Below are 23,731 nucleotides of genomic sequence, written 5' to 3'. Positions count from 1 at the left end.
CGAGGGGACCCCAATGTCGCAGGCATCCCCGGAGACGGTCACGCGCACGGAACCGGAGCTGGTGCCCCTTCGGCACTATGGGCGCTGGATCTACGGCGTGGTCGCGCTCCTCGTGCTCGGCTATATCGTCTGGCTGTTCACCGACAGCGCGATCGACTGGCGCACCGTCGGCTCGTTCCTGACCGTCGGCGTGATGCTCAGCGGGCTCGGCAACACGGTGCTCGTCTCGATCGTGGCGATGCTGCTCGGGATCCTGCTCGGCGTCCTGTTCGCGCTGATGCGGCTCTCGGCCAATCCGGTGACCCGGACCATCGCCTGGCTGTACGTGTGGCTGTTCCGCGGCACCCCGGTCTATCTGCAGCTGCTGATGTGGTTCAACCTGGCGATCGTGCTGCCCACGATCGGTATCCCCGGAATCGGGAGTATGCCGACGATCGAGCTGATCACGCCGTTCGTGGCCGCGGTGCTCGGGCTCGGGATCAACGAGGGCGCCTATGTGGCCGAGATCGTGCGCGGCGGGATCGCCTCGGTGGACCGTGGCCAGCGTGAGGCGGCCATGGCGATCGGGATGCGCCCGATGCGGATCATGCGCCGGATCGTGCTGCCGCAGGCGATGCGCGTGGTGGTTCCCCCGTTGGGCAACGATTTCGTGAACCTGCTCAAGACCTCGGCGATGGCCAGCGCGATCTCCTACACCGAACTGCTCAACCGGGCCCAGCAGATCTATTTCGTGAACAGCAAGGTGATGGAACTGCTGATCGTGGCCGCGTTCTGGTACCTGGTCGTGGTCTCGGTGTTCAGCATCGGGCAGTACTTCCTGGAGCGGCGGTTCAACCGGGGCAGCACGGGATCGCGCGCCACGCTGCTCGAGACGCTGTGGGCCACGATGCGCAGCAGCAGGCGCCGCAACCCGATCGGAGGCCGGAATGGCTGAACCACTCGTTTTCGCGGAAGGGGTGCACAAGCGCTTCGGGCACGTCGAGGTGCTGCGCGGGGTCTCGCTCTCGGTCGAAGCCGGTGAGGTGTGCTGCCTGATCGGTCCGTCCGGCTCGGGCAAGTCGACGTTTCTGCGCTGCCTCAACCGGCTCGAGGCGATCGACGGCGGGATCCTCGAAGTGGAGGGGGAATTCGTCGGTTACCGCAAACGCGACGGCAAGCTCTACCAGTTGCGCGAGCGGGATGTGGCCTCGTTCCGGGCCCGGGTGGGCATGGTTTTCCAGCACTTCAACCTGTTCGGCCACATGAGCGCGCTGGAGAACGTGATGGAGGGCCCGGTCCAGGTGCTCGGCCGCCCCAAGACCGAGGCCGCCGAACGCGGGCGCGAACTGCTCGCCCAGGTCGGGCTCGCGGGCAAGGAGCGGAACTATCCCTCCCAGCTCTCCGGCGGACAGCAGCAGCGGGTGGCGATCGCGCGGGCACTGGCCATGGAACCGGCCGTGCTGCTGTTCGACGAGCCGACCTCGGCCCTGGATCCGGAACTGGTCGGCGAGGTGCTGGACGTGATGCGCACGCTCGCCGAGCAGCGGATGACGATGATCGTGGTGACCCACGAGATGGGCTTCGCCCGCGAGGTCGCGGACACCGTGGCCTTCATGGACGCCGGACTCGTCGTCGAGTCCGGCGCGCCCGAGGAGGTGCTCGGGAACCCGAAGACCGAGCGCTGCCAAGCCTTCCTGTCGAAGGTGCTGTGATGGGCAAACCCGTGATCCTGGTACTCGTGGCCGCGCTGCTGCTCGGTGGCTGCGCCGGCCCGCGCGATACCGCCGCCCTGCATCCGCCGTCGAACCGGGCGGTGCTCGACGCCGTGCGCACCGATCCGGAACTGCGCGGCCTGCTGCCGGAGGACATCCGCGGCCGTGGCGAGCTCGTGCTGGGGCTGAACCCGATCTTCGCGCCGATGGAGTTCCGTCCGCCCGGATCCGAGGAGATCCACGGCTTCGATCTGGATTTCGCGCGGGCACTGGCGAAAACCTTCGGGGTGCGGCTGCGCATCTCGGTCTCGCCGTTCGACCAGCTGATCAACTCGCTGAGCACGAACCGGGTGGATGTGGTGATCTCCGGGCTCTCGGATTCGGTGACCAGGGAGAAAACCCTGGACATGGTGGACTATTTCCAGTCCGGGGCACAGGTGTTCACCACCGCGCGCAAGGCGGGCACGATCGCGGACCTGCATCAGCTGTGCGGGCACTCCATCGGGCTGAGCAAGGTCACCGACAACTTCGAGACCATCAAGAACTACAGCGCGACCGAATGCGGGGAGCGCCCCATCGAGATCGTCGGCGTGGACTCCTCGGCGAGCGCACGGCTGCAGCTGCAGCAGGGCCGGGTGGAGGCCTCGGTACAGGAACCGGAAACCCTCGCCTACGTCATGGCCCAGGCCCCGGGCACCTTCGTCCGGCTCGGCAAACCGCTCAACCCCGCGCCGTATGCGATGGCGATCGCGAAACAGAAGAAGCGCCTGACCGCGGCCGTGCTCGCCGCCGCGCGGAAGCTGTTCGCCGACGGAACCTACCGGAAGCTGCTGAAGACCTGGAATCTGCAGGGGTCGGCGCTGCCGAGACCCGAACTGAACCTGAAGGGAAGGCAATGAGCGACCTCAACGTCACGCACGCGAGCGCGCTTGCTCTCGTGCGTGACGAAGGCGGACCGCGGCGCGGCCGGGCCCAGGGCGAGCTGCGAATCCTCGCCGACGGCGCGGTGGCGATCCGGGGCGGGCGCATCACCGCGGTCGGCACCACGGAGGAGGTGCTGCGCGTGGCGGGTGAGGCACCGGAACTCGACGCGCGCGGGCGCACCGTGCTGCCCGGACTGGTGGAATCGCACACCCATCCGCTGTTCGGCGGGCAGCGCCACCAGGAGTACGCGGCCAAGCTCGCGGGCACCGAATCCGAAGGGCCGCACGGGATCCCGGCCGCGGTGCGACACACCAGGCAGGCGGGTGACGGGGAACTGCTCGCCGGGCTCGCGGACACCTATCGCGCGCTGCTGCGTGGCGGGGCGAGCACCGTGGAGGTCAAGACCGGTTACGGGCAGTCGGTCGCCGAGGAACTGCGCGCGCTCGAACTGCTGCACCGGTCCCGCGCGGACACCCCGCAGGAACTGGTGCTCACCCTGCTCGGCGCGCACGTGATCCCGCCGGAGGCGCGGGATGCGGGGGAGTACGCCGAACTCGTGCGCACCGAACTGCTGCCCGCCGCGCTGCGCCAGGGGCACGCGCGGCTGCACGATCTGGTCTGCGAACGCGGGGTTTTCGAACCGGAGACCGCGGCCGGACTACTCGAAGCCTCCCGGCGGGCCGGGATTCCCGCGCGGGTGCACGCCGATGCGAACGCGGCCTCACGTGGCTGGTCCACCGCGGTGGCCGGGGGCGCGATCGGGGCGGACCACCTCACCTACACCCCGGACGAGGAAATCCGCGCGGTAGGCGGCACCGAGACGGTCGCCGTGCTGCTGCCCGTCGCCGAACAGCTCTACCTCGACGAGCGCAAGGCCAACGCCCGCCTGTTCATCGAGCAGGAGGTCCCGGTCGCGCTCGGCACCGACTACTGCTCCGCGCTGCACCCGACATCCACGCTGCTGAGCCTGGCACTGGGCACCAGCTGGTTCCGGATGACCCCGGCGGAGGCGATCACCGCCACCACGCTGAACGCCGCGTACGCCTGCGCGCTCGGACACGACCGCGGTTCCCTTGATCCCGGCAAACGCGGCGACCTGACCATCGTGGATTGCGCGCACCCCAACGAGATCTGCGTGAGCATGGGCACCGCACGGGTCGGCGAGGTGGTCATCGGCGGGCGAAGGACGCTGGGCCCGTGATCGGCTTGCTGACCATCGGGCAGAGCCCGCGCCCGGACATCGAACCCGGACTGGCCACGATCCTCGGCGCTCCCGCGGTGTGCGTCGGGGCCCTCGACGGAGTGGATGTCGATGCGGTCACCGGCGAACCGGGCATCGAAACCCGGCTGGCGGATGGCAGCACCGTGCTGGTGCGCCACGACGCGCTCGGCCCGTTGCTGCAGGCCGCGGTCGACCGGCTGCCCGCGCGGGTCCGGGTCGCCGCCTATCTGTGTACCGGCAGCATGCCCCCGATCGGCCGGAAAGGCTTGCTGCTGCTGGATTCCGGGGCGCTGCTGCGGGGCACCGTCGGCGCGCTGGCGCACCGGCGCCGCCTCGGAGTGCTCAGCCTGCCCTCGGATCTGGGTACGGCGCGGGACTGCTGGTCGCCGTACGCGGGCGAGGTGTGCTGCGCCGCGGCGGATCCGTACGGCGAAGGCCCGGATGCCGCGCGGGCCGGTGCCACCCTCGCCGCCGAAGGGGCGGAGCTGTTGCTGCTGGACTGCATGGGATTCACCGCGGCGGACCGGGATGCCGCCGCGCGGACCGGCCTGCCGGTCATCTGGCCGACGGGTGTGCTCGGCCATGCCATCGCCGCGCTGTCGGCCACCGGAGAAGGGGAACGCGAATGAGTCCACTGTGGAGCGGACGGCTGGAAACCGGCCTGGACCAACGGGTGTTCGAGTTCAGTGTGCTCGTGGACCGGGATCGGCGGCTGCTGCCCTACGATCTGGAGGCCTCGATCGTGCACGTGCGGATGCTCGAGCGTCAGGGATTGCTGGGGGAGACCGATGCCCGGCGGCTGCGGGAGGCACTGGCCGAGGTGGAGTTCGCGCCGGACGGGGACGAGGACATCCACTCCATGATCGAGCGCGTCCTCACCGAACACCTCGGCGAACTCGGGAAACGGGTGCACGCGGGCCGCTCCCGTAACGACCAGACCGCCATCGCCACCCGGTTGTGGGCCCGGGATGCCGCCAGCCAAGCGGCCCGTTCGGTGGCCGAGCTGGCGCGCGCCCTGGTGGACCGGGCCCGGGTGGACGGCGATCTGCTGCTGCCCGGGTACACGCATCTGCAGCGCGCGCAACCGGTTCCGCTCGGGCATCATCTGGCCGCGCACGCCACGGCCCTGCTGCGGGATGCCGGGCGGTTCGCCGCCGCGCGGGAGGCCGCGAACGTGTCCCCGCTCGGTGCGGGTGCGCTCGCGGGAAGCAGCCTCGGCCTCGATCCCGGGTACAGCGCCGCCGAACTGGGTATGGACGCGGCGTTCGAGAACAGCATCGACGCGGTGTCCGACCGGGATTTCCTGCTGGACTTCTGCTACGCGGCCACGGTGACCATGGTGCACCTTTCCCGGATGGCCGAGGAACTGGTGCTGTGGACCTCGCAGGAGTTCGGTTTCGCGGAACTCTCCGATGCGGTGGCCACCGGATCGAGCATGATGCCGCAGAAGAAGAACCCGGATGTCGCCGAACTGGTGCGTGGCAGGGCCGGTATCGCGATCGGCCGGCTGACCGGTCTGCTCAGCCTGATCAAGGGGATTCCGCTGGCCTACAACCGGGATCTGCAGGACACCCGGCCGCAGGCCTACGAACAGTTCGACGCGGTCACCGAGGCCGCCGCGGTCATGGCGCTGGCCTATGCCACGCTCGGCTTCGACGCGGAGGCCATGGGCGCGGCCGCCGATGACGGGCGCACCGTGGCCACCGATGTCGCCGAAGGCATGGTCACCGCGGGCGCCACCTTCCGCGACGCGCACCATGCCGTGGCAGCGCGGGTCGCCGCCGGGGAACGGTTCGAGGCACCGAGCGCCGAACAGGCCGTCGCCGCTCGCACTGCCCCGGGAATGCCCGGCGCGTACCGTGCCCAGCTCGACCGGCTCACCGAACGGATCGAGGCGGTGCTGGCCACGGAGTGACTCAGCGGATCGGCTCCGGGTGCCGGGGCCAGCCGCCGAGCTCCAGGTCCGCCCCGCTCAGTTCGCCGAGCGGGGCGCGCCCGGAGATCCACGCGGCCAGATCGCGCAGATCCCCGCGCACCAGGTGGTCCGGATCCCCGCTGCGCCAGCGCTGCCCGGTGTCGCTCGCCCACAGCTCGGTGCCCGCGGGGACGCGTTCCAGCAGGAAATCCACGATGTGCGCGGCGAGTGCGGCGGGCCAGTCCGCGGGGGTGACCCCGAGTCGGGCGTCGACCAGGTGGATCCACACCTCGCGCCAGCGGGTGTACACGGTGAAGCCGAGTTCGCGATTGCGGAACCGCACCGGGAATGCCAGGTCCGCGGTGCTCGCCCGGGAGTACACCTGTTCGAACCGCGCGCATTCGGTGCGCAGCCGCTCGAGCAGTTCGGCGCCGGGCAGCAGTGCGAGCTCCTCGATGATCGCGTCGCGTTCCCGCTGGCCGCCCTCGTACAGGTCGACCCGTTCGCGCAGCAGCGCGCGCTCGGCCAGCCGGGCGAAGGCGCGCGCGTTGTCCGTGACGTGGGCGATGACGTGTGCGCGGGTCCAGCCCGGCAGCTCCGAAGGCTCCCGGATCCGTGTCTCGTCCAGGTTCGCGCATTCCCGGACGAACCGGTGCTGTGCGGTGCGGACCTCGGACAGGGGCGGCCGGTTCTCCACGGGTTCCATGAAACCCCAGGATAGCCGTTCAGCGCCGGTGCCACTCCGCGGCGAGCAGTTCGTAGGAGCGCACCCGGTCGGTGTGCTCGTGGGTGATCGTCGTGATGATCAGCTCATCGGCCCAGGTGGCCTCCCGCAGCAGCTCGAGCTGGTCGGCGACCTGCCCCGGGGTGCCGACGAACTGGGTGTCCACCCGGTCGGCGACCAGCGCCCGATCCTGCTCGGTCCACCGGTGCGCGGCCGCCTCCTTCGCGCTCGGGTAGGGGATCGCCCCGCTGCCGTCCCGGATGCCGCGCACCCACAGGCCATACCCGGCGGCGAGCTCGCGCGCGGTGTCCTCGTCCTCGGCGACCACCACATCGGCGGAAACACTGACGTGCGGGCGATCCAGCTCCGCGGAAGGGCGGAAGGCCGCGCGGTAACCGTGTGTCGCCTCGAGCACCGTGGCCGGGCTGACGTGATAGTTGGCGGCGAATCGCAAACCGTTGCGCCCGGCCACTTCCGCGCTCTGCCCGCCGCTGCTGCCCAGGATCCACAGCTGCACATCGGCGTCCTGCCCGGGGATCGCGTGCACCTCGGTGCCGTCGGGGCCCCGGTAGGTCCCGGCGAGCAGGGCGAGGATGTCGTCGATCTGCTCGCCGTAGTCCTGTGCTTCGGCGCCCGGCTGACGCAACAGGGCGCGCTGCACAGCGAACCGCGGCGATCCCAGCAGTGGCGCCGGATCGAACCGGGCTGGGATGAGCAGCCCGTTCGGTGCGGGTTCCGGTGGCGTCTGCGCGGTGGTTCCGCTCGGCTTGCCCCCGGAGCGGCCGAGCCCGAGATCGAACCGGCCCGGATGCAGCGCGTCCAGCAGGCCGAACTCCTCCACTGTGGACAGTGCGGTGCGGTGGCCGAGCTGCACCGCACCGGCACCGAGGCGGATGCTGCTGGTCGCCGAGGCGGTGAGGGCGAGCACCACGGCCGGTGAGGTGCCCGCGACCCCGGGATTGAGGTGGTGCTCGGCGAACCAGTACCGCGCGTAGCCGAGGCGTTCGGCCTGCCGGGCGAGGTCGATGCTGTTCCGCAGCGCCTGTGCCGCAGTACCACCGGAGGGGATCGGCACCAGATCCAGCACCGTCAGCGGAGTGTTCACGACCGCACCGCCACCGGGGCGTCGATACCGAGGTGTTCGCGCAGCGTGGTTCCCTGGTACTCGGTGCGGAACACGCCGCGTTCCTGCAGCAGCGGCACCACCTTGTCGGCGAACTCGTCCAGCCCGCCCGGAGTGAGGTGCGGGACGAGGATGAACCCGTCACTGGCGTCGGCCTGCACGAAGCGGTCGATCTCGGTGGCCACCGTGGCGGGGGAGCCGATGAAGCTCTGCCGCCCGGTGACCTCGATGATCAGTTCCCGGATGGAGAATCCCTTGGCCTCGGCGAGTTCCCGCCACTGCCGTGCCGTCTCCAGCCGGTCGGTGAACCGCCGCGCGGCCGCGCTGCCCTTGCTGATCTTGGGTTCCCCCGGGTCCGGATCGATCGCCGGGAGCGGGCCGTCCGGGTCGTAGCCGGAAAGGTCCCGGTTCCACAGCTGTTCCAGGAAGTGGATCGCGGTGGCCCCGCTGACCTGGGCCTGCCGCACTTCGTGGGCGAGTTCGCGTGCCTCGGCGTCGGTGTCCCCGAGCGCGAACGTGGCCGCGGGCAGGATCAGCAGCTGCTCCGGGCGGCGGCCGTAGTTGGCCAGCCGCGCCTTCACATCGGCGTAGAAGGCCTTGCCCTGCGCGAATTCGCCGTGCCGGGAGAAGATCGCGTCCGCGGTCGCCGCGGCGAATTCCCTGCCCTGCTCGGAATCACCGGCCTGGAAGATCACCGGCCTCCCCTGTGGGCCGCGGGGGACCGGGAACCGTCCGGAGATCTCGAACTGCTCATCGGTGTGCGCGAAGGTTCCCGCATCGGGTCGGCGCAGGAACCGGCCGCTTGCCTTGTCCGCCAGCACATCCCCGTCCCGCCAGGAGTCGAACAGCTCCCATGCGGTGCGCAGGAACAGCTCGGCGCGGGCATACCGTTGTTCATAGGGAAGGTAACCACCGCGCCGGAAGTTCTCCCCGGTGAACGCGTCCCAGGAGGTGACGACGTTCCACGCGGCCCGGCCCGCGGAGAGGTGATCGAGCGAGGCGAACTGGCGGGCCACCTCGTAGGGCTCGTTGAACGTGGAATTGATGGTGCCCGCGAGGCCAAGCCGTTCGGTCACCGCGGCCAGCGCGGCGAGCACGGTGAACGTGTCCGGGCGCCCGACCACATCGAGGTCGTGGATCCGGCCGTGATGCTCGCGCAGCCGCAATCCCTCGGCGAGGAACAGGAAATCGAACTTGGCCCGTTCCGCCGTTTTCGCGAACCGGGCGAAGGAATCGAACTCGATGTGGCTGCCCGATGCGGGATCGCTCCACACGGTCGTGTTGTTCACGCCGGGGAAATGCGCGGCGAGATGGATCTGTTTCGGCATGCTCGCTCCTTGGTGGGATTCAGGCCGCGTACCGGTTCGCCGGGCGGGACAGGCCGAGCAGCCCGCGCAGCGTGCTCGCTTCGTAGGCGGTGCGGAACGCCCCGCGCCGCTGCAGTTCCGGGACGAGCTCCCGGGTGATCCGGTGCAGATCGTGCGGGATGCTCGCCGGCAGCAGCCGGAACCCGGACAGCCCGGCGGTGCGCCAGTCGAGCAGCAGCCCGGCCAGTTCCGCCGGGGTTCCGGTGAACGTGGCCGCCTCGGTGTGCGCGGGCCCGGCGAGCGCGTCCAGCCGGGACCGCCGTTCCCGGGCCGTTTCCGCGTCCTCGTCGAGGAACACCAGCAGATCGGCGAACACGTGGGCCGGTCGCTCGGCGCCGAGTCCGGCGATCCACTGTTCGGCCTCCGCGCGATCGGCGGGGGTGAGAAAGGCCAGATCCGTTGCCGCGCCGAGGGATCCGGTCCGGCTCGCCACGAGGGGCTGGCCCTGGGGCGGGCGCGGGGTGATCGAGGGTCCCCGCACGCTGAACCATTCCCCGGTGAAATCGATGTAGTGCAGCCGGTCCCGGTCGATGAACCGCCCGGTTGCCGCGTCCCGGATCTCGGCCCCGTCCTCCCAGGAATCCCACAACCGGCGCACCACCTCGACGTAGTCGGCGGCCTCGGCCAACAGTCGCGCGGTGCTCTCGGTTCCGGCGCGGCGGCCGAACAGTGCGGCCTCCTCGGTCCCCGCGGAGATCTGTACCTGGATCCCGGCGCGCCCGCCGCTCACGTAGTCGAGCGTGGCGATCGCCTTCGAGAGGTGGAACGGTTCGGTGTGGGTCACCACCGCCGTGGGCACGATCCCGATGTTCCGGGTCAGTGGCGCTACCCGGGAGGCGATGAGCACCGCGTCCAGCCTTCCGGTCACCTCGCCCGCGCCGTCCTCGCCGAACGAGTCCTCGATCGTGACCAGATCGAGCAGCCCGCGTTCGGCCTCGGCGAGTTGCCCGGCCCAGTAATCGGGGGAGAACAGTTCCGCCGGGCGGGCATCCGGTTCCCGCCACGCGGCGGGATGATGACCGGCCCGATCGAGCGCGACGCCGAGATGCAGTGGTGGTTCGGCCATGGTGGGTTCCTTTCGCCAGAGCCGTTGAAATCACGGTAGCCGCGCGCGGGGCGGTGCGTTTCCGCCGTCCCAGGAATCGGGAACGCCGCGCGCTCGGGAATATGTCAGGGTTTCCGAGCTGATCCGGATCCGAGGTTTTCCGGCTGCGCCGGTCCCCATTCCCAGGGCGGATCGGGAATGTCCCGGCGCAGTGCCGGGGCGATCGCGTCCTGGAAGAGTTCCAGCGCCTCGAGTTGAGCGGCTTCCCCGATTCCGCTGGTCTCGGCGGGCAGGTGCAGTACGGTGTGCCCGAGCTGTTCGTGGTAGCGGTGCACCTTGTCGAGGATCTGTTCCGGGCTGCCGATCAGTGCCGAACTGCGGGCCGCGAAGTCCTCCAGGGTCGGGAATACCGGTGACACTCCGAGTCGTTGCTGCAACGCGAGGTGCGCGGCGAACGCGGGCCGGTAGTCGGCGATCGCGTCCTGGGAGTTGCGCCGCACATGAAACCCCGCGGTGCCCGCGCCGACCGCGGCCAGTGCCGGATCGTGCCCGTAGGCCGCGAAGCGCTCCCGGTAGTGGCGCACCAGCGCGGCGTAGGGCTCGATCGGATTGGTGACGTTCGCGGAGAACAGCGGATCCCCGTAGCGTGCGGCCAGATCGGCGGAGGCTTCGCTCGTGGCGCTGCCGTGCCAGACCCGGACGGGCAGCTGGAACGGCCGGGGCAGCACCTCCGCCTCGTGCAGCGCCGGACGGAACCGCGGATTCGCGCTCACCCGTTCCTCACGCCAGAACCGGCGCAGCAGCGCATAGGATTCCGCGTTGCGGTCCCACTGGTCCTCGGGTGTCACCTGGAACAGTTCCCGTTGCGCGGACCCGTTCCCCTTGCCGATGACCAGTTCCAGGCGGCCCCGGGACAGGTTGTCCAGGGTCGCGTAGTCCTCGTAGGCGCGTACCGGATCGAGCAGGCTGAGCGTGGTCACCGTGGTGAACAGCCGGATCCGGCCGGTGCGCGCGGCGATATGGCTCAGTACCACCGGGGGAGCGGAGGAGAGGAACGGCCGCTCATGCCGTTCGCCGACCCCGAATCCGTCGAAACCCAGCCGTTCGGCCGTCTCGGCGCGCTCGACCACCTGCCGGAACCGGTCTGCGGCCGGGGTCTCGCCGGTGTGCGGGATCAGGGTCATGATGAGGAATCGCACCGGATCAGATTACGGCGGAAAACCCGGGAATTTTCCGGTTTCCCAGTGACCGGGCAAATCTCGGCGGCCGAGGTTCCGGCTGTCCTAGCCTGGATCCGTGTTCCTGACTGATTCGGAAACCGCACGCGATGCCGATCTGCTCGCCGCGCGGCTGAGCCCGCGCAGGCGGCCGGGCCAGTGGGTCGCCGCGGCGGTGATCCTGGTGCTGTTCGCGATGCTCGTGCACACCCTGATCGCGAATCCGCGATTCCAATGGGATGTGGTCGCCCGGTATTTCCTGCGGATCGACATCCTCGGCGGGCTCGGGCTGACCCTGTGGCTGACCGCCGCGGTCCTGGTGTGCGGGTACCTGCTGGGGATCGTGCTCGCGGTGCTGCGGTTGTCCGGCAACGTGATCCTGCGTTCGCTGAGCTTCGGCTACGTGTGGCTGGTGCGGTCGGTGCCCCCGCTGGTGCAGCTTCTGTTCTGGTACGAGCTCGCCTCGCTGTATCCGCGGCTGTCCCTGGGGATCCCGTTCGGCCCGGAATTCCTGAGCTTCAACACCGCGCATCTGTTCAACGGGGTGCTCGCCGCGTTCATCGCGCTCACCATCGACGTGGCCGCGTTCTCCGCCGAGATCGTGCGCGGCGGGATCCTCTCGGTCGACGCGGGACAGACCGAGGCGGCGAACGCACTCGGGCTTTCCCGGGCGCGGATCCTGCGGCGGATCGTGCTACCGCAGGCGATGCCCGCGATCATCCCGGCCTCGGGGAACATGCTCATCGGGATGCTGAAGGCGACCTCGATCGTCAGCGTGATCGCCGTGCAGGATCTGCTCTATTCGGTGCAGCTGGTCTACAACCAGAACTATCTGATCATGCCGCTGCTGCTGGTGGCGACCATCTGGTACATCGTGCTCACCACGCTGCTCTCGATCGGCCAGTACTACATCGAACGCCACTATGCCCGCGGCCGGGGCAGACGGGCCCGTGGCCTGGTGCAGCTCGCCAGGGAGAACCTGCCGCTGTTCGGCAGGTTGCGCACCGACCTCGCGAGGCTGTCATGACCGCGCCACTGGTGCGGATTCGCGGGTTGCGCAAGGGATTCGGTGCGCCCGGTATTGGACGGGATCGATCTGGACGTGGCCGAGGGCGAGGTTACGGTGCTGCTGGGCCCGTCCGGCGCGGGCAAGTCCACGCTGCTGCGCTGCGTCAACCATCTGGAGAAACCGGATACCGGGTTCGTGGAGATCGGCGGCGAGCTGATCGGCTACCGGTATCGGCGGGGCACGCTGCACGAGCTCGGGCCGAAAACGATCGCGGCGCAGCGGGCCCGGATCGGCATGGTGTTCCAGCAGTTCAACCTGTTCGGGCAGTTCACCGTGCTGGAGAACCTGATCGAGGCGCCGATCACGCACGGCAGCGGGCGGGAGACTGTCGTGGCACATGCGCGCGAACTGCTCGACCGGGTGGGGCTCGCCGGTCGGGAGAACGCCTATCCGCGCGAGCTGTCCGGCGGCCAGCAACAGCGGGTCGCCATCGCGCGGGCCATGGCGATGCGGCCCCGGCTGCTGCTGTTCGACGAGCCCACCTCGGCACTCGATCCGGAACTGGTCGGGGAGGTGCTCGCGGTGCTGAAGGATCTCGCCGACTCCGGGATGACGATGATCGTGGTCACCCACGAGATGGGATTCGCCAGGGAAGTCGCCGATACCACCGTGTTCCTGGACGGCGGCCGGATCCTCGAGGCCGGGCCGCCCGCCGAGACCCTGGCCAATCCACGCCACGAACGGGCGCGCGCCTTTCTCGCCGCGGTCCGCTGAACCGGAGGACCACTGATGCCGCGAAGCCTCGGTCTGCTGGCCGTGCTCCTGCTGCTGGCCGGTTGCGCGGTCACCCCGGACAGCCGCACCGCCGCGGTCCCGGACGAGGACGTGCTCACCGCGGTCCGCGCCGTTCCCGCGCTGCACGCGGAACTGCCCGCCGGGCTGCGTGCCCGGGGCACCCTGCTGCTCGGCACCCCGCCGACGCCGGGCACCTCCTCACTGCCGCACGGAGGTCGGGTGCACGGCCGCGATGTCGGGCTCGACGTGGATCTGCGGATGGCCGTGGCGAAGGTGCTCGGTGTGCGGCTCACCGTCGCCCGTGGCACCTTCGCCACCATCGTGCCCGGGGTGCAGAACGGGAAATACGATGTGGGGCAAGGAAATTTCGCCGTGACCAGGGCGCGCGAGCGCGCGGTCGACTTCGCGACCTATCTGCACGACGGCCAGTCCTTCCTGGTCAGTGCCGGGGTCCGGGCCGCGCGGATCCGGGGCCTGGCTGACCTGTGCGGGTACACCGTGGCGACCAGTCCGGGCTCCACTTTCCAGCAGATCCTGGACCGGGGCACAGGTGTCTGCGCGGCGCACGGCAAGGAACCTTATACCGCGCAGTACTTTCCGGACACCGGACCGATCTTTCTCGGGCTGGCCAACGGAAAGGTCGATGTCTACTTCGGGCCGAGCCTGAGTTTGCGGTACGACGCCGCGCACATCCCGGGCACCCGGCTGGCCGGTGAGTACAGTTCCACCCCGGTCGGTTTCGTGACCGCCAAAGGGTCCCCGCTCGCCCCCGCGCTGCGGGACGCGGTGAACCACCTGATCACCACCGGCCAATACGGTCGGATTCTGCGCAAGTGGGGTGTCGGCGGCGGGGTGCGGGAATCCGAACTGAACCCGCCCGCCGCGCTGTGACGGATCGGCCCGAGAACCGTGACGGCTTAGCAGCGGATCGATGGCCGGTATTCGGGTGGGGTGAATTCGGGCTTTCCGTGGTGGATGTGGACTTGCCATTCGGTGTGGTGGATGAGGCGGTGGTGGTGGGCGCAGAGCAGCACCATGTTGTTTTGGGTGGTGTAGCCGCCGTTGGCGTGATGGTTCACGAGCGGTCGGTGGGTGCCCCTCCGGATCGAGGCGCGCCCACAGTTCCCGAATAGGCCGAACGAGCCCACGCGGACCCACCTCACCAGCGATCTCGGCAAGCGCATTGCTCCGCGACCGGCCACGCACCCCCGATCAGCACCTCCGCCGGAAACTCAGCGGCAAATGTACGAATCCGATCCACCTGCTCAACAGCGACCTCACCACACGAATACGCCTCCGCGATATTCGGCAAATCCGGGAACAACGGTTCCCCACTAAACCCTCAGCGCACCAAACAACACCCGCGCCCGCTCGGCCATCCGGCGCGCCTCGGCACGAGGGATCCGCAACACATCCTGGACCAAAGTCACCGCCGAACCACAGTACCCGAACTCGACCGGCGCACCCTCCTTATCCAACTCGGCAAGCTGAGACAACAACTCCGCCTCCGCACGCCGCACCACAACAGCCTGCTCGATGAACCGGTCCAACCGCCCCCGACTCGACAATATCGCACCGAATTCCCCAGTGCTCATAACATCTATCTTACCAAGACGCAGGCCGAATTCCCGCTACTTCATGGAAAATCGCCTGATCGGAGGATCACGCCCAAGGGCGGCAAACAACGGCCCGGCAAGTTAGCTGAAGATGGTCTGCGTCAACGTCAGGCAGGACAGCGCGGCGAGCAGCCACAGCACATAGCGGCGAAAGTCGGTGGCACGGGTGCGGCGGAACCACAGAGCGCCGAGGCCGACGCCGGCCAGGGACACCGGTAAGAGCACCGCGACCTGAGCCAGCAAGGGCCACGTCACCAGTCCGCCGACGGCAGCCGAACCGGTCCCCAGCAGGTCGGTGCACAGAAAGAAGGCGATCAGCGAGGCGCGGCCGACGGCCACGTGCTGTGGTGCGGAGAAGTACATCAGGATCGCCGGTGGGCCACCCATCGCGAACGCGCCGTTGAGGGCGCCGGACACCACTCCCGTCGTCGTCGCCCCCACCGGGCCGGGAAGGTCTTCGAGGTGCCACCCGCACGCCATGATGATCGCCGTCGCCAGGACGACAATCCCGATCAGTAGCCGCATCGGACGTTCGGCGACCGCGGTCAGCGCCCAGGTCCCGAGCGGGAGCCCGAGCACGACACCGGCGAGCAGCCAGCGCAGTGAGCGCCAGTGCGTGTCCCGCCAGATCCGGGGGAGCAGCTGCAGGCTGGCGAGAACCTCCAGCATCAGCGAGGTGGGAATCGCCGTGGCGGGCGGTAGCACCAGCGACATTCCGACAACCCACACCATGGACGCCCCGAAACCGCCGAAACCCCGCACGAACCCGCCGACGAGTATCGCCGCCACCACTTCGGCCAGCGGCAACCACGACAGTTCCCATACGGTTCCCGGCACGCGGGCCAGGGTACCGATGCGTGGCCCGGTACGGAGGCTCCAGAACCGGGCCGAAGGCTGGTACCAGCAAGCGCCGCACATCGACAAGTTCGGTGTCCGCGATGTTCTCACCGCACGGGAGATACTGACAGGGCCGCGGTCGCACCGCTTAGCTGAGCCCATGGCAGCGCAGATCTCCACCATCGTCGGCTCGGCGGCGGATGTCGCGGGCGTGGTGAACCGGCTCGGCGCGAACACCAGGCATGCCAGGATGATCGTGTTCATCGCGCTCGGCGGGGTGTTCCTGGACGCCTATGATCTGACCTCGCTCGCCTACGGGGAAACCGATGTGGCGCGGGAATTCGGGCTCGGCCCGGCCGGACTGGGGATCGTGGTGGCCTCGATCTCCTTCGGGGTGCTGTTCGGTTCTTTCTTCGGCGGCTGGCTCGTCGACCGGATCGGCCGGTACCGGGTGTTCATGGCGGACATGTTCTTCTTCGTGTTCGCCGCGATCGGTGCCGCCTGCGCGGTGAACGCGGAGATGCTGGTGTTCTTCCGGTTCGTGATGGGGATCGGAGTGGGCATGGATCTCCCGGTCGCGATGGCGTTTCTCGCGGAGTTCTCCCGATTGCGGGGCAGGCGCGGGAAAAGCGACCGCACCGCGGCCTGGTGCCCAGCTTGGTACGCCGCGACGAGTGCCTGTTATCTGCTCATTCTCGGGTTGTACGCGATACTTCCGGGCGAGCAGCACGGCCTGTTGTGGCGGTTCGCGGTCGGGTTCGGCGCGGTACCCGCGCTGCTGATCATCCTGGTCCGGAAGCGCTACATCAGCGAATCGCCGTCCTGGGCGGCGAATCAGGGCGATCTGGAGGGTGCGGCGCGGATTCTGCGGGAGACCTACGGGCTCGCCGTCGAGGTGCGGCCGGGCGCGTCCGCGGGCACTACCGCGGCACCGCGCGGCTACCGGGAACTGTTCCGCGGGGTGTACCGCAGGCGAACCGTGCAGAACCTGATCGTCTGCGCGGCGCAGAACTTCGGCTACAACTCGGTGGCCTTCGGGCTCCCGGTGATCATCTCGACCTTTCTCGCCCAGGGCAGCCTGACGACGATCATCGCCTCGCTGCTGCTGAACGTGGCGTTCGCGTTCACCGGCGGATTGTTCGGTATCACGTTCTCCCGGCGGCTCGGTGCCTGGCCGATGACCCTGATCGGGTTCACCGCACAGCTGCTGGCTTTCGTCACGCTCGCGCTGATCGGCACCCCGACGAGCACGGTGGCCATCGTCGCGGCCCTGGCCATGCTCGGGCTGTATCTGTTCGCGCAAGGCAGTGGGCCCGGCGCGAACCTGATGACCTTCGCGGCACTGAGTTACCCGACCTCGCTGCGCGGCACCGGTGTCGGGTTCAGCAGGGGCAGCGATGCGATCGCGACCGCGGTGACGCTGTTCCTGTTCCCGGTGCTGTCCTCGGCACTGTCCACGGGCGTGTTCTGGGTGATCGCGATCGCCCCGGTGCTCGGCGGCGCGGCGTTGCTGATCGGCCGCTGGGAACCGGTCGGGCACGACGCCGACGCGGAATCCGCCCATCCCGATCCGGTGAGCCAGGAGGTTCGATGACCAAGCAGATTCACCTGAACGCTTTCGACATGAGCTGTTCCGGGCACCAGTCGCCCGGACTGTGGCGGCATCCCGAGGACCAGTCGCACCGCTACACCGATCTCGACTACTGGACCGATCTCGCGCGATTGCTGGAACGCGGTGGGTTCGACAGCCTGTTCATCGCCGATGTGCTCGGGGTCTACGACGTGTACCGGGGCGGTGCGGAACCGGCCATCACCGAAGGCGCCCAGGTTCCGCTCACCGATCCGCTGCCCGCGGTCGCCGCCATGGGCGCGGTGACCGAGCATCTCGGGTTCGGGATCACCGTGTCCGCGACCTACGAGCAGCCGTACTCCTTCGCGCGCACCATGACCACCCTGGATCACCTGACCAAGGGCCGGGTCGCGTGGAACATCGTGACCTCCTATTTGGACAGTGCGGCGCGCAATCTCGGGCGGGCGGGCCAGATCGGCCACGACAGCCGCTACGAACTCGGCGAGGAGTTCATGGAGGTGGTGTACAAACTCTGGGAGTACTCCTGGGAACCCGGCGCCGTGCTGCGCGATCCGGAGCGCGGCCTGTACACCGATCCGGCGAAGGTGCATCCCGTCGCGCACAAGGGAGAGCACTTCGAGGTACCCGGGATCTTCCTCGCCGAACCCTCGCCGCAGCGCACCCCGGTGCTGTTCCAGGCGGGTGCCTCGCCGCGGGGAAGGGATTTCGCCGCCCGGCACGCCGAGGCCGTCTTCGTCACCGGCACCCGCCCGGAGGTACTGGCTCCGCTGGTCGCGGACACCAGGCGGCGCGCCGAGGAGTACGGGCGTGATCCGCGCAGCCTGAAGTTCTTCGCGCTGCTGACGATCATCACCGGGGAGAACGATGAGCACGCGCAGGTGAAATACCGGGATCTGGCGCGGTACGCCAGCTATGACGGTGCGCTGAGCCTCTACGGTGGCTGGAGTGGTCTCGACCTGTCCAGCTACGACCCGGACACCCCGCTGCGCTATGTGGAGACCGAGGCGGTGCGCAGCGCGGTCGAGGCGTTCTCCAGCGCGGACCCGGATCGGGAATGGACCCCGAGGGAGATCGCCGACTGGGTGGGAATCGGCGGGATGGGACCGGTTCTGGTCGGCGGGCCGCACACGGTGGCCGATGAACTGGAGCGCTGGGTCGAAGAGTCCGATGTGGACGGATTCAATCTCGCCTACGCCATCACACCGGGCACCTTCGCCGACATCGTCGAGTACGTGGTCCCCGAACTGCGCGGCAGGGGACTGGTGCGCACCGGATATCCGGGCAGCACACTGCGCGAAACCCTCTACGGCGCCGGACAGCGGCAGCTGCGCGCCGACCATCCCGGTGCCGCGTACCGGTACGCAGGACAAGGAGCCCGAGCATGACCGACTGGATCGAACGCGCCCGCGAGGTCGCCGAAACCCTGGCCGTGGACGCGGTCGAGCGGGACGCGGCCGGGGCCGAACCGCTCGCCGAGGCGGAACTGTTGCGCAAGGCCGAACTCCCGGCCCTGCTCGTACCCGCCGCACAGGGCGGTGCCGGGCAGGACTGGGGCACCGCGCTCGCCGTGGTGCGCGAGATCGCCGCCGCGGACGGTTCGGTCGCCCAGCTGATCGGGTACCACTACGTGAACCAGTACAACCTCTGGTTCACCGCACCGGAAGAGGTCGCCGCACGGCTCGGCGGGGAAAGCGCGCGGCGGCAGTGGCTCTGGGGTGACGCGGTCAATCCGACCGATCCCGAGCTGCTGTTGACCCCGGACGGCGAGGGTTATCTGCTGGACGGCACCAAGCGCTTCGCCACCGGGACGAGTTCCGGGGACATCATCGTCATCGGAGCCAGCCTGACCACGACCGGGGAACCACTGCTGGCCGCGATTCCCAGCACCGGCGAGGGAATCAGCTTCGGCGGGGACTGGGACAACATCGGCCAGCGGCTGTCCGCGAGCGGGAGCGTGACCTTCGAGCGGGCACCGGTCGCGACCGAGAACGTGCTCGGATCCCTTGCCCCGGAACGGATAACCCCGCGCGCCACCCTGCTCACCCCGGCCATCCAGGCGGTGTTCGGGCACCTGTACCTGGGGATCGCCGAGGGCGCACTGCGGACCGCGCGGGAGTACACCAGAACCACCTCCCGGCCGTGGATCCACTCCGGACTGGACTCGGTGACCGCGGATCCGTACGTGCTGGCCACCTACGGGGAACTCGCGGCGAAGCTGGCCGCGCTCGGCGCGCTCGCGGACCGGGCCGCGGCGGCGCTCGTCGCGGTGGACGCGGAAGGTTCCGCGCTCACCTGGGCCGGGCGCGGGGAACTCGCCGAGCAGATCACCGCGCTCAAGATCGTGGCCACCGAGACCGCGCTCGAGGTGACCGAACGGGTCTTCGAGGTGACCGGGGCGCGGGCCACCGCGAGCAAACACGGCTTCGATCGGTTCTGGCGCAACGTGCGCACGCACACGCTGCACGACCCGGTCGCCTACAAGCGGCGTGAACTCGGCGCCCACTACCTCACCGGCGCCGTCCCCGAATTCAGCCTCTACACCTGAGCGGCATGGTGCTCGATCGGCTGTGAGCTCCCGGTAAAGTGGTTGAGCGTTCAATCATCAGGTACAGTCATGGGCGACATCGACCTCACGAGGGGAGAAACCATGACAAAGACCAGAGATGTACTGCTGCTCATCGCGAGAATCGGCATCGGCGTGGTGTTCATCGCGCACGGACTGCAGAAGCTGGCCATCGACGGAATGAGTGCGACGGCGGCCGGATTCGTGGAGATGGGTGTTCCGCTGCCGACCCTTTCGGCCTGGGTGGCCGCGCTGATCGAACTGCTCGGCGGGGTCTCGCTGATCCTCGGGCTGCTGCTTCCGGTGTTCGGTGTGCTGCTCGCCGCGGACATGGTCGGTGCCGGGCTGATCGCGCACATCGGTTCGGGTTTCTTCGCCACCGACGGCGGTTTCGAATACGTCCTGGTGCTCGCGCTCACCTCGCTCGCACTCGGATTCTGCGGCGGGCGGTTCGCCCTCGACCGGAAACTGAATCCGCGCGCCCCGGTGCTGCGGGCGGCGACCGCCGGCTGAGGGGAGTTTCCCGCTACGGAACCGATCCGGTGGTTGCCAGCGCGGTGGTTCTGCAGCAGAGTGCTGCGCGGACAGCAAGGAGGTTCCGCGTCAATGCATCCTCGTCTTCCGCGCGGCTGGGCGAAATCCACCGCTTTGGCTCTCTCGCTTGCCGTTTCCGGCACGCTGCTCGCCGGAACCACGGCGACGGCGGCACCCGATCCCGCGCCCGCTTCCGCGCGGACGGCGGGTGCGGTGCCGCCGTGGCTGCCGGACTACCGGACCTGGATCGGCGACGTGACGAAAGCCACCGCACCCGCCACGGGCTATCTCGGATCGGTGCCGATCGAGCCCGGCGAGAAACCCGCGATCGTGCTCGACATCGACAACACGAGCCTGGAGACGCAGTACCACTTCCGGCTGCCGGACATTCCGGCGATCGAACCGGTCCAGCGGCTGGTCGAAGCCGCGAAGCATCGCGGATTCGGCGTTTTCTTCATCACCGGGCGCCCGGAACCACTGCGCGAGGCCACCCGGAACAACCTGCGCGCGGTGGGGTATCCGGTCGACGGGCTGGTGCTGCATCCCTTGCTCAGCACCGAATCACTCCAGGCGTTCAAACAGCACGCGAGGGAAGGCCTGGAAAACCGCGGCTATACGATCGTGGCCAATATCGGGAACTCGGCCGGCGATCTGGCCGGTGGTCATGCCGAACACACGGTCAAACTTCCCGACTACCACGGCTGGCTGGCGTGATCCGGGCCGCTGTGGCGTAATGCTCAGTTCTTCTTCGCGCCGGTATCCGATCCGGCGTGCCGCAGCCGGGCGTACAGGCAGGCGAACAGGAATGCGATGCCCACGGTGATCACGATGTGGCCGAGCCCGGCGATTCCCGCGATGGCCGCACCGGAGGTGGAACCGACCACCGTGAGGGTGCCGTGCACGGTCATCAGTGCCACGGTGATCAGCAGTCCGGCGTTGTAGAACCAGAAGAAGTACCGGAACCAGCGGCTGGCGCTCAGGGTGAAGACCTTCTCCAGGGCCAGCACGATCAGGAAAGCGAGCATGCCCAGCGCGAGCAGATGCGTGTGCAGGGTGCTGAGCTGGGTGTCCCCGGTGAAGTCATAGGCCTTGGTGAGCTCGCGGTAGTAGATTCCGGCGAGCAGGCCGAGAACGGTGTAGGTCAGGGCGGCGAAGAACAGTTTGCGCATGGTGGTCTTTCGTTCGGAACGGTTTTACTGAGCACGGACTCAGTAAATATGTGGCCAGCATACACAGGGATCACGGGGTGATCGAGGCGGCGAGGGTGTCCGCGATCGAGGCGGTGCTGGGCAGCGCGTCGAGCCGGGTGCCGCCGAGATGGCCCAGCAGCGCCCGCTGGTGCGCGGCACCGAGCAGCAGCAGCGCGGCCGAATCCACGTCGAGCCCGGCGCGCACCCGCCCGCGGGCGCGTTCCTCGCTCAGATAGTCGATCAGCGGACCGAGCGCGCGCTGCGGCCCGGACTGGCGGCCGGCGAACTCGGCGTGCAGCTGGGGGTCGGCCTGGACCGCGGCGAGGATGCCCGAGATCCGGACGTAGAACGCTTCCAGCGCGTCGAGCAGGGCGAGCAGATTGTCCCGCACGGACCGGCTCGCCGCGCTCTCCAGCACCTCGGCGGCCACGGACTGGTACAGCGGCAGGTGTTCGCGCACCACCGCGCCGAGCAGCCCGAGCCGGTCGCCGAAGTGGTAGAAGATGCTGGACTCGGCGACCCCGGCACGGCGCGCCACCTCGCGGGTGGACAGCTTCCCCACACCCGTCTCGGACAGCACCGCCTCCGCGGCGGCGAGCAGCGCCTGGCGCACCCCGGTGCTCGGGCGTCCTCGGGACTTTCCGGTCATGCGCCCATCATGCCCGGTGCGGTGTCACTGTTCGCGCGGGTCGCCGATATTCGCGATCGTGTTCGCGAACGAGGGGCGCAGCAGCATCGCGTAGGCGTAGACGGCCGCGCTGAATCCGGCGATGATCAGGGTGCCGCCGATCATGCCGAGCGGGCCTCTGCCACCGGGCAGCACGGTGTCCTTCGCGGCGCCGAATTCGCCGAAGTAGCTCAGCACGGCCATCCCCGCGATCCAGATCAGGCACCAGGAACCGGCGCGGAAGTCCAGGGCGGGCAGCGTGCGGCGGGCGAATTTCCGGTAGCAGGCGAGGAAAACATAACCGAGCGCGATCGCGGCGAACAGTTTCTCGTTGACCTCCCAGCCGGTCCAGAACACGATCAGGTTCGCGGAGAGGAACGCCAGATAGGCCAGCAGGTCACCGCAGGGCAGCCGGAACGGGCGCGGCTGATCCGGAAGAGTGCGGCGCAGCGCCCCGAACGCGACCGGGCCGAAGGCGAAGGTGAGCACGGTGGCCGAGGTGATGAACCCGATGATCTTCTGCCAGCCGGGGAACGGCAGGAAGAACAGGCAGCCGAAGACGAAGGTGAGCAGCACCGCGATCCACGGAATGCCGCGCCGGTTCAGCCTGGTGAGCGCGAGCGGGGCGTTTCCGTTGCGCGCGTTGGCAAAGGCCATCCGGGTGGTGACCGCGGTGTAGATCAGTCCGGTGTCGCCGGGGGAGACGATGGCATCGGCGTAGAGCAGCACGGCCAGCCAGGTGGCACCGAGTATCCCGGCGAGCCCGGCGAGCGGGCCAGCGACATCGGTGAACGTGACGTGCGCCCAGCCCGCGCCGAGCAGGTGTTCCGGCAGCCCGGTGAGAAAGGCGATCTGCAGCAGCACGTAGAGCAGCCCGGTCACCACGATCGAGCCGATCACCGCGAACGGCACATTGCGCTGCGGGTCCGCGGATTCCCCGGCGAACTCCACGCCCTGGCGGAACCCGAGGAAGGCGAACACGATCCCGGCCGCGGGCAGCGCGGTGAACACCGAACCGGCTCCGGCCGGGAACAACCCGCCGTGCTCGACGAGATTGCCCGGATGAAAGGACAGCGCGAACAGCCCGCCGATGGTCACCACGATGATCAGCAGCTTCCACCAGACGAGCGCGTCGTTGAAGCGCACGAACAGTTTCACGCCGAACACGTTGATCACGCTGAACACCGCCATGAGCCCGATCGCGACCAGCAGCCCGCCGCCGGTGACCACGAGCACCCCGGACTTCTCGGTCATCAGCCAGGGCAGATACGGCTTGGCGTACTGCAGCACGGCGAGCACCTCACTCGGCGCGGAGGCGGCGCAGGCCACCCAGAGCACCCATCCGGCGAAGAATCCGGCGAACGAACCGAAACCGAACTGGGCGAAGCGGATCACCCCGCCCGCGACCGGGAACATGACCGAGAGTTCGGCGAAGGTGAGCCCGATCAGGGTGACCATCACCGCACCGATCAGCCAGGAGAAGATCGCGCCGGGACCGGCGATCCGCGCCGCTTCCAGGGAACTGAACAGCCATCCGGAGCCGATGATCGAGCCGACTCCGGTGAACAGCAGGCTCCGGCGGCCGATGTCCCGGCGCAGTCCGGTGTCCAGCCGGACCGTGGTGCGCCGGGTACCGTCGTGCAGTGGTGTCGCCATGGCCTTGTCCTCCTCGTTGAGGTAGCGGCGCCGAGGTCAGCGGAA

23 protein-coding genes and 1 pseudogene are annotated in these 23,731 nt (G+C 69.0%); 14 read left to right on the top strand and 10 right to left on the bottom strand.

Annotated features, from left to right (window positions below):
- The first annotated feature begins 13 nt into the window (after positions 1 to 13).
- The 6 genes from AD72_RS00810 to argH are packed head-to-tail and all read left to right on the top strand — an operon-like array spanning position 14 to position 5,752.
- Positions 14 to 934, top strand: a complete 921-nt coding sequence (locus tag AD72_RS00810) for an amino acid ABC transporter permease (RefSeq protein WP_031464378.1) — start codon at positions 14 to 16, stop codon at positions 932 to 934.
- Positions 927 to 1,691, top strand: a complete 765-nt coding sequence (locus tag AD72_RS00805) for an amino acid ABC transporter ATP-binding protein (RefSeq protein ID WP_031464377.1) — start codon at positions 927 to 929, stop codon at positions 1,689 to 1,691. The genes AD72_RS00810 and AD72_RS00805 overlap by 8 nt, the downstream gene beginning before the upstream one ends.
- A complete protein-coding gene (locus AD72_RS00800; RefSeq protein WP_051897653.1) occupies positions 1,691 to 2,590 on the top strand; it encodes an ABC transporter substrate-binding protein in 900 nt (299 codons plus the stop codon). Before AD72_RS00805 ends, AD72_RS00800 begins: the two co-directional genes overlap by 1 nt.
- Positions 2,587 to 3,816 carry an amidohydrolase family protein gene (locus AD72_RS00795; RefSeq protein WP_037344458.1) on the top strand — a complete coding sequence of 410 codons (1,230 nt, stop codon included), beginning with the start codon at positions 2,587 to 2,589 and terminating at the stop codon, positions 3,814 to 3,816. Before AD72_RS00800 ends, AD72_RS00795 begins: the two co-directional genes overlap by 4 nt.
- Positions 3,813 to 4,466: an AroM family protein gene (locus tag AD72_RS00790; RefSeq protein WP_031464374.1), complete on the top strand. Its 654-nt coding sequence runs from the start codon at positions 3,813 to 3,815 to the stop codon at positions 4,464 to 4,466. Before AD72_RS00795 ends, AD72_RS00790 begins: the two co-directional genes overlap by 4 nt.
- The gene (gene argH, locus AD72_RS00785) at positions 4,463 to 5,752 is read left to right on the top strand and encodes an argininosuccinate lyase (protein WP_051897651.1); all 1,290 of its coding nucleotides are present in this window, start codon (positions 4,463 to 4,465) and stop codon (positions 5,750 to 5,752) included. Before AD72_RS00790 ends, argH begins: the two co-directional genes overlap by 4 nt.
- Position 5,753: 1 nt before the next feature.
- On the opposite strand, the gene AD72_RS00780 is transcribed toward argH, so the two are convergent.
- From AD72_RS00780 to AD72_RS00760, 5 genes are all read right to left on the bottom strand, one after another.
- On the bottom strand, positions 5,754 to 6,458 hold the full coding sequence (locus tag AD72_RS00780; RefSeq protein ID WP_051897649.1) for a maleylpyruvate isomerase family mycothiol-dependent enzyme: 705 nt from the start codon (positions 6,456 to 6,458) through the stop codon (positions 5,754 to 5,756).
- 19 nt (positions 6,459 to 6,477) lie between these two features.
- Positions 6,478 to 7,581, bottom strand: coding sequence for an LLM class flavin-dependent oxidoreductase (locus AD72_RS00775; protein WP_031464371.1), 1,104 nt, complete (start codon positions 7,579 to 7,581; stop codon positions 6,478 to 6,480).
- A complete protein-coding gene (locus AD72_RS00770) occupies positions 7,578 to 8,927 on the bottom strand; it encodes an NtaA/DmoA family FMN-dependent monooxygenase (protein WP_031464370.1) in 1,350 nt (449 codons plus the stop codon). Before AD72_RS00770 ends, AD72_RS00775 begins: the two co-directional genes overlap by 4 nt.
- 19 nt (positions 8,928 to 8,946) lie before the next feature.
- Positions 8,947 to 10,032: an LLM class flavin-dependent oxidoreductase gene (locus tag AD72_RS00765; RefSeq protein ID WP_031464369.1), complete on the bottom strand. Its 1,086-nt coding sequence runs from the start codon at positions 10,030 to 10,032 to the stop codon at positions 8,947 to 8,949.
- A 104-nt stretch (positions 10,033 to 10,136) separates the two neighbouring features.
- Complete coding sequence (locus tag AD72_RS00760; protein ID WP_031464368.1) at positions 10,137 to 11,210, bottom strand: LLM class flavin-dependent oxidoreductase; 1,074 nt, start codon at positions 11,208 to 11,210, stop codon at positions 10,137 to 10,139.
- 97 nt (positions 11,211 to 11,307) lie between these two features.
- Between AD72_RS00760 and AD72_RS00755 the strand changes: the two genes are divergently transcribed.
- The 3 genes and pseudogenes from AD72_RS00755 (at position 11,308) to AD72_RS00745 (ending at position 13,923) form a co-directional block, all read left to right on the top strand.
- Positions 11,308 to 12,255: an amino acid ABC transporter permease gene (locus AD72_RS00755; RefSeq protein ID WP_031464367.1), complete on the top strand. Its 948-nt coding sequence runs from the start codon at positions 11,308 to 11,310 to the stop codon at positions 12,253 to 12,255.
- A pseudogene (locus AD72_RS00750) lies at positions 12,252 to 13,011 on the top strand (amino acid ABC transporter ATP-binding protein). The gene AD72_RS00755 and the pseudogene AD72_RS00750 overlap by 4 nt, the downstream one beginning before the upstream one ends.
- 15 nt (positions 13,012 to 13,026) lie before the next feature.
- Positions 13,027 to 13,923, top strand: a complete 897-nt coding sequence (locus AD72_RS00745; protein WP_031464366.1) for an ABC transporter substrate-binding protein — start codon at positions 13,027 to 13,029, stop codon at positions 13,921 to 13,923.
- A gap of 443 nt (positions 13,924 to 14,366) precedes the next feature.
- On the opposite strand, the gene AD72_RS37455 is transcribed toward AD72_RS00745, so the two are convergent.
- Together AD72_RS37455 and AD72_RS00735 are read right to left on the bottom strand one after the other, a co-directional pair.
- Positions 14,367 to 14,627, bottom strand: coding sequence for a hypothetical protein (locus tag AD72_RS37455; RefSeq protein ID WP_031464365.1), 261 nt, complete (start codon positions 14,625 to 14,627; stop codon positions 14,367 to 14,369).
- Positions 14,628 to 14,729: 102 nt separating this feature from the next.
- On the bottom strand, positions 14,730 to 15,485 hold the full coding sequence (locus AD72_RS00735; protein ID WP_031464364.1) for a sulfite exporter TauE/SafE family protein: 756 nt from the start codon (positions 15,483 to 15,485) through the stop codon (positions 14,730 to 14,732).
- 160 nt (positions 15,486 to 15,645) lie between these two features.
- On the opposite strand from AD72_RS00735, the gene AD72_RS00730 reads away from it, so the two are divergent.
- The 5 genes from AD72_RS00730 to AD72_RS00710 all read left to right on the top strand — a co-directional run bounded on the left by AD72_RS00730 (position 15,646) and on the right by AD72_RS00710 (position 20,887).
- A complete protein-coding gene (locus tag AD72_RS00730) occupies positions 15,646 to 17,079 on the top strand; it encodes an MFS transporter (RefSeq protein WP_031464363.1) in 1,434 nt (477 codons plus the stop codon).
- Entirely contained in the window at positions 17,076 to 18,461 is a 1,386-nt protein-coding gene (locus AD72_RS00725; RefSeq protein ID WP_031464362.1) for an LLM class flavin-dependent oxidoreductase, read from the top strand. The genes AD72_RS00730 and AD72_RS00725 overlap by 4 nt, the downstream gene beginning before the upstream one ends.
- Positions 18,458 to 19,621, top strand: coding sequence for an acyl-CoA dehydrogenase family protein (locus AD72_RS00720; RefSeq protein ID WP_037344455.1), 1,164 nt, complete (start codon positions 18,458 to 18,460; stop codon positions 19,619 to 19,621). Before AD72_RS00725 ends, AD72_RS00720 begins: the two co-directional genes overlap by 4 nt.
- A 102-nt stretch (positions 19,622 to 19,723) precedes the next feature.
- On the top strand, positions 19,724 to 20,152 hold the full coding sequence (locus tag AD72_RS00715) for a DoxX family protein (RefSeq protein ID WP_031464360.1): 429 nt from the start codon (positions 19,724 to 19,726) through the stop codon (positions 20,150 to 20,152).
- Positions 20,153 to 20,245: 93 nt separating this feature from the next.
- Entirely contained in the window at positions 20,246 to 20,887 is a 642-nt protein-coding gene (locus tag AD72_RS00710; protein WP_051897645.1) for an HAD family acid phosphatase, read from the top strand.
- A gap of 23 nt (positions 20,888 to 20,910) precedes the next feature.
- On the opposite strand, the gene AD72_RS00705 is transcribed toward AD72_RS00710, so the two are convergent.
- The 3 genes from AD72_RS00705 to AD72_RS00695 all read right to left on the bottom strand — a co-directional run bounded on the left by AD72_RS00705 (position 20,911) and on the right by AD72_RS00695 (position 23,686).
- The gene (locus AD72_RS00705; RefSeq protein ID WP_031464358.1) at positions 20,911 to 21,342 is read right to left on the bottom strand and encodes a DUF2871 domain-containing protein; all 432 of its coding nucleotides are present in this window, start codon (positions 21,340 to 21,342) and stop codon (positions 20,911 to 20,913) included.
- 70 nt (positions 21,343 to 21,412) lie between these two features.
- A complete protein-coding gene (locus AD72_RS00700; RefSeq protein WP_231644697.1) occupies positions 21,413 to 22,012 on the bottom strand; it encodes a TetR/AcrR family transcriptional regulator in 600 nt (199 codons plus the stop codon).
- Positions 22,013 to 22,036: 24 nt separating this feature from the next.
- On the bottom strand, positions 22,037 to 23,686 hold the full coding sequence (locus AD72_RS00695) for an APC family permease (protein WP_051897643.1): 1,650 nt from the start codon (positions 23,684 to 23,686) through the stop codon (positions 22,037 to 22,039).
- Between the last annotated feature and the right edge of the window lie 45 nt (positions 23,687 to 23,731).

Origin of the sequence: Sciscionella sediminilitoris (genome assembly GCF_000737195.2) — a bacterium.
GTDB lineage: Bacteria > Actinomycetota > Actinomycetes > Mycobacteriales > Pseudonocardiaceae > Sciscionella > Sciscionella sediminilitoris.
This window is presented reverse-complemented; position numbering and strand designations above follow the sequence as displayed.

Coding starts and splice junctions, on each gene's coding strand:
- AD72_RS00810 (WP_031464378.1), top strand. CDS start 14: ATGTCGCAGGCATCCCCGGAGACGGTCACGCGCACGGAACCGGAGCTG.
- AD72_RS00805 (WP_031464377.1), top strand. CDS start 927: ATGGCTGAACCACTCGTTTTCGCGGAAGGGGTGCACAAGCGCTTCGGG.
- AD72_RS00800 (WP_051897653.1), top strand. CDS start 1,691: ATGGGCAAACCCGTGATCCTGGTACTCGTGGCCGCGCTGCTGCTCGGT.
- AD72_RS00795 (WP_037344458.1), top strand. CDS start 2,587: ATGAGCGACCTCAACGTCACGCACGCGAGCGCGCTTGCTCTCGTGCGT.
- argH (WP_051897651.1), top strand. CDS start 4,463: ATGAGTCCACTGTGGAGCGGACGGCTGGAAACCGGCCTGGACCAACGG.
- AD72_RS00780 (WP_051897649.1), bottom strand. CDS start 6,458: ATGGAACCCGTGGAGAACCGGCCGCCCCTGTCCGAGGTCCGCACCGCA.
- AD72_RS00770 (WP_031464370.1), bottom strand. CDS start 8,927: ATGCCGAAACAGATCCATCTCGCCGCGCATTTCCCCGGCGTGAACAAC.
- AD72_RS00765 (WP_031464369.1), bottom strand. CDS start 10,032: ATGGCCGAACCACCACTGCATCTCGGCGTCGCGCTCGATCGGGCCGGT.
- AD72_RS00745 (WP_031464366.1), top strand. CDS start 13,027: ATGCCGCGAAGCCTCGGTCTGCTGGCCGTGCTCCTGCTGCTGGCCGGT.
- AD72_RS37455 (WP_031464365.1), bottom strand. CDS start 14,627: ATGAGCACTGGGGAATTCGGTGCGATATTGTCGAGTCGGGGGCGGTTG.
- AD72_RS00730 (WP_031464363.1), top strand. CDS start 15,646: ATGGCAGCGCAGATCTCCACCATCGTCGGCTCGGCGGCGGATGTCGCG.
- AD72_RS00725 (WP_031464362.1), top strand. CDS start 17,076: ATGACCAAGCAGATTCACCTGAACGCTTTCGACATGAGCTGTTCCGGG.
- AD72_RS00720 (WP_037344455.1), top strand. CDS start 18,458: ATGACCGACTGGATCGAACGCGCCCGCGAGGTCGCCGAAACCCTGGCC.
- AD72_RS00715 (WP_031464360.1), top strand. CDS start 19,724: ATGACAAAGACCAGAGATGTACTGCTGCTCATCGCGAGAATCGGCATC.
- AD72_RS00710 (WP_051897645.1), top strand. CDS start 20,246: ATGCATCCTCGTCTTCCGCGCGGCTGGGCGAAATCCACCGCTTTGGCT.
- AD72_RS00705 (WP_031464358.1), bottom strand. CDS start 21,342: ATGCGCAAACTGTTCTTCGCCGCCCTGACCTACACCGTTCTCGGCCTG.
- AD72_RS00700 (WP_231644697.1), bottom strand. CDS start 22,012: ATGACCGGAAAGTCCCGAGGACGCCCGAGCACCGGGGTGCGCCAGGCG.
- AD72_RS00695 (WP_051897643.1), bottom strand. CDS start 23,686: ATGGCGACACCACTGCACGACGGTACCCGGCGCACCACGGTCCGGCTG.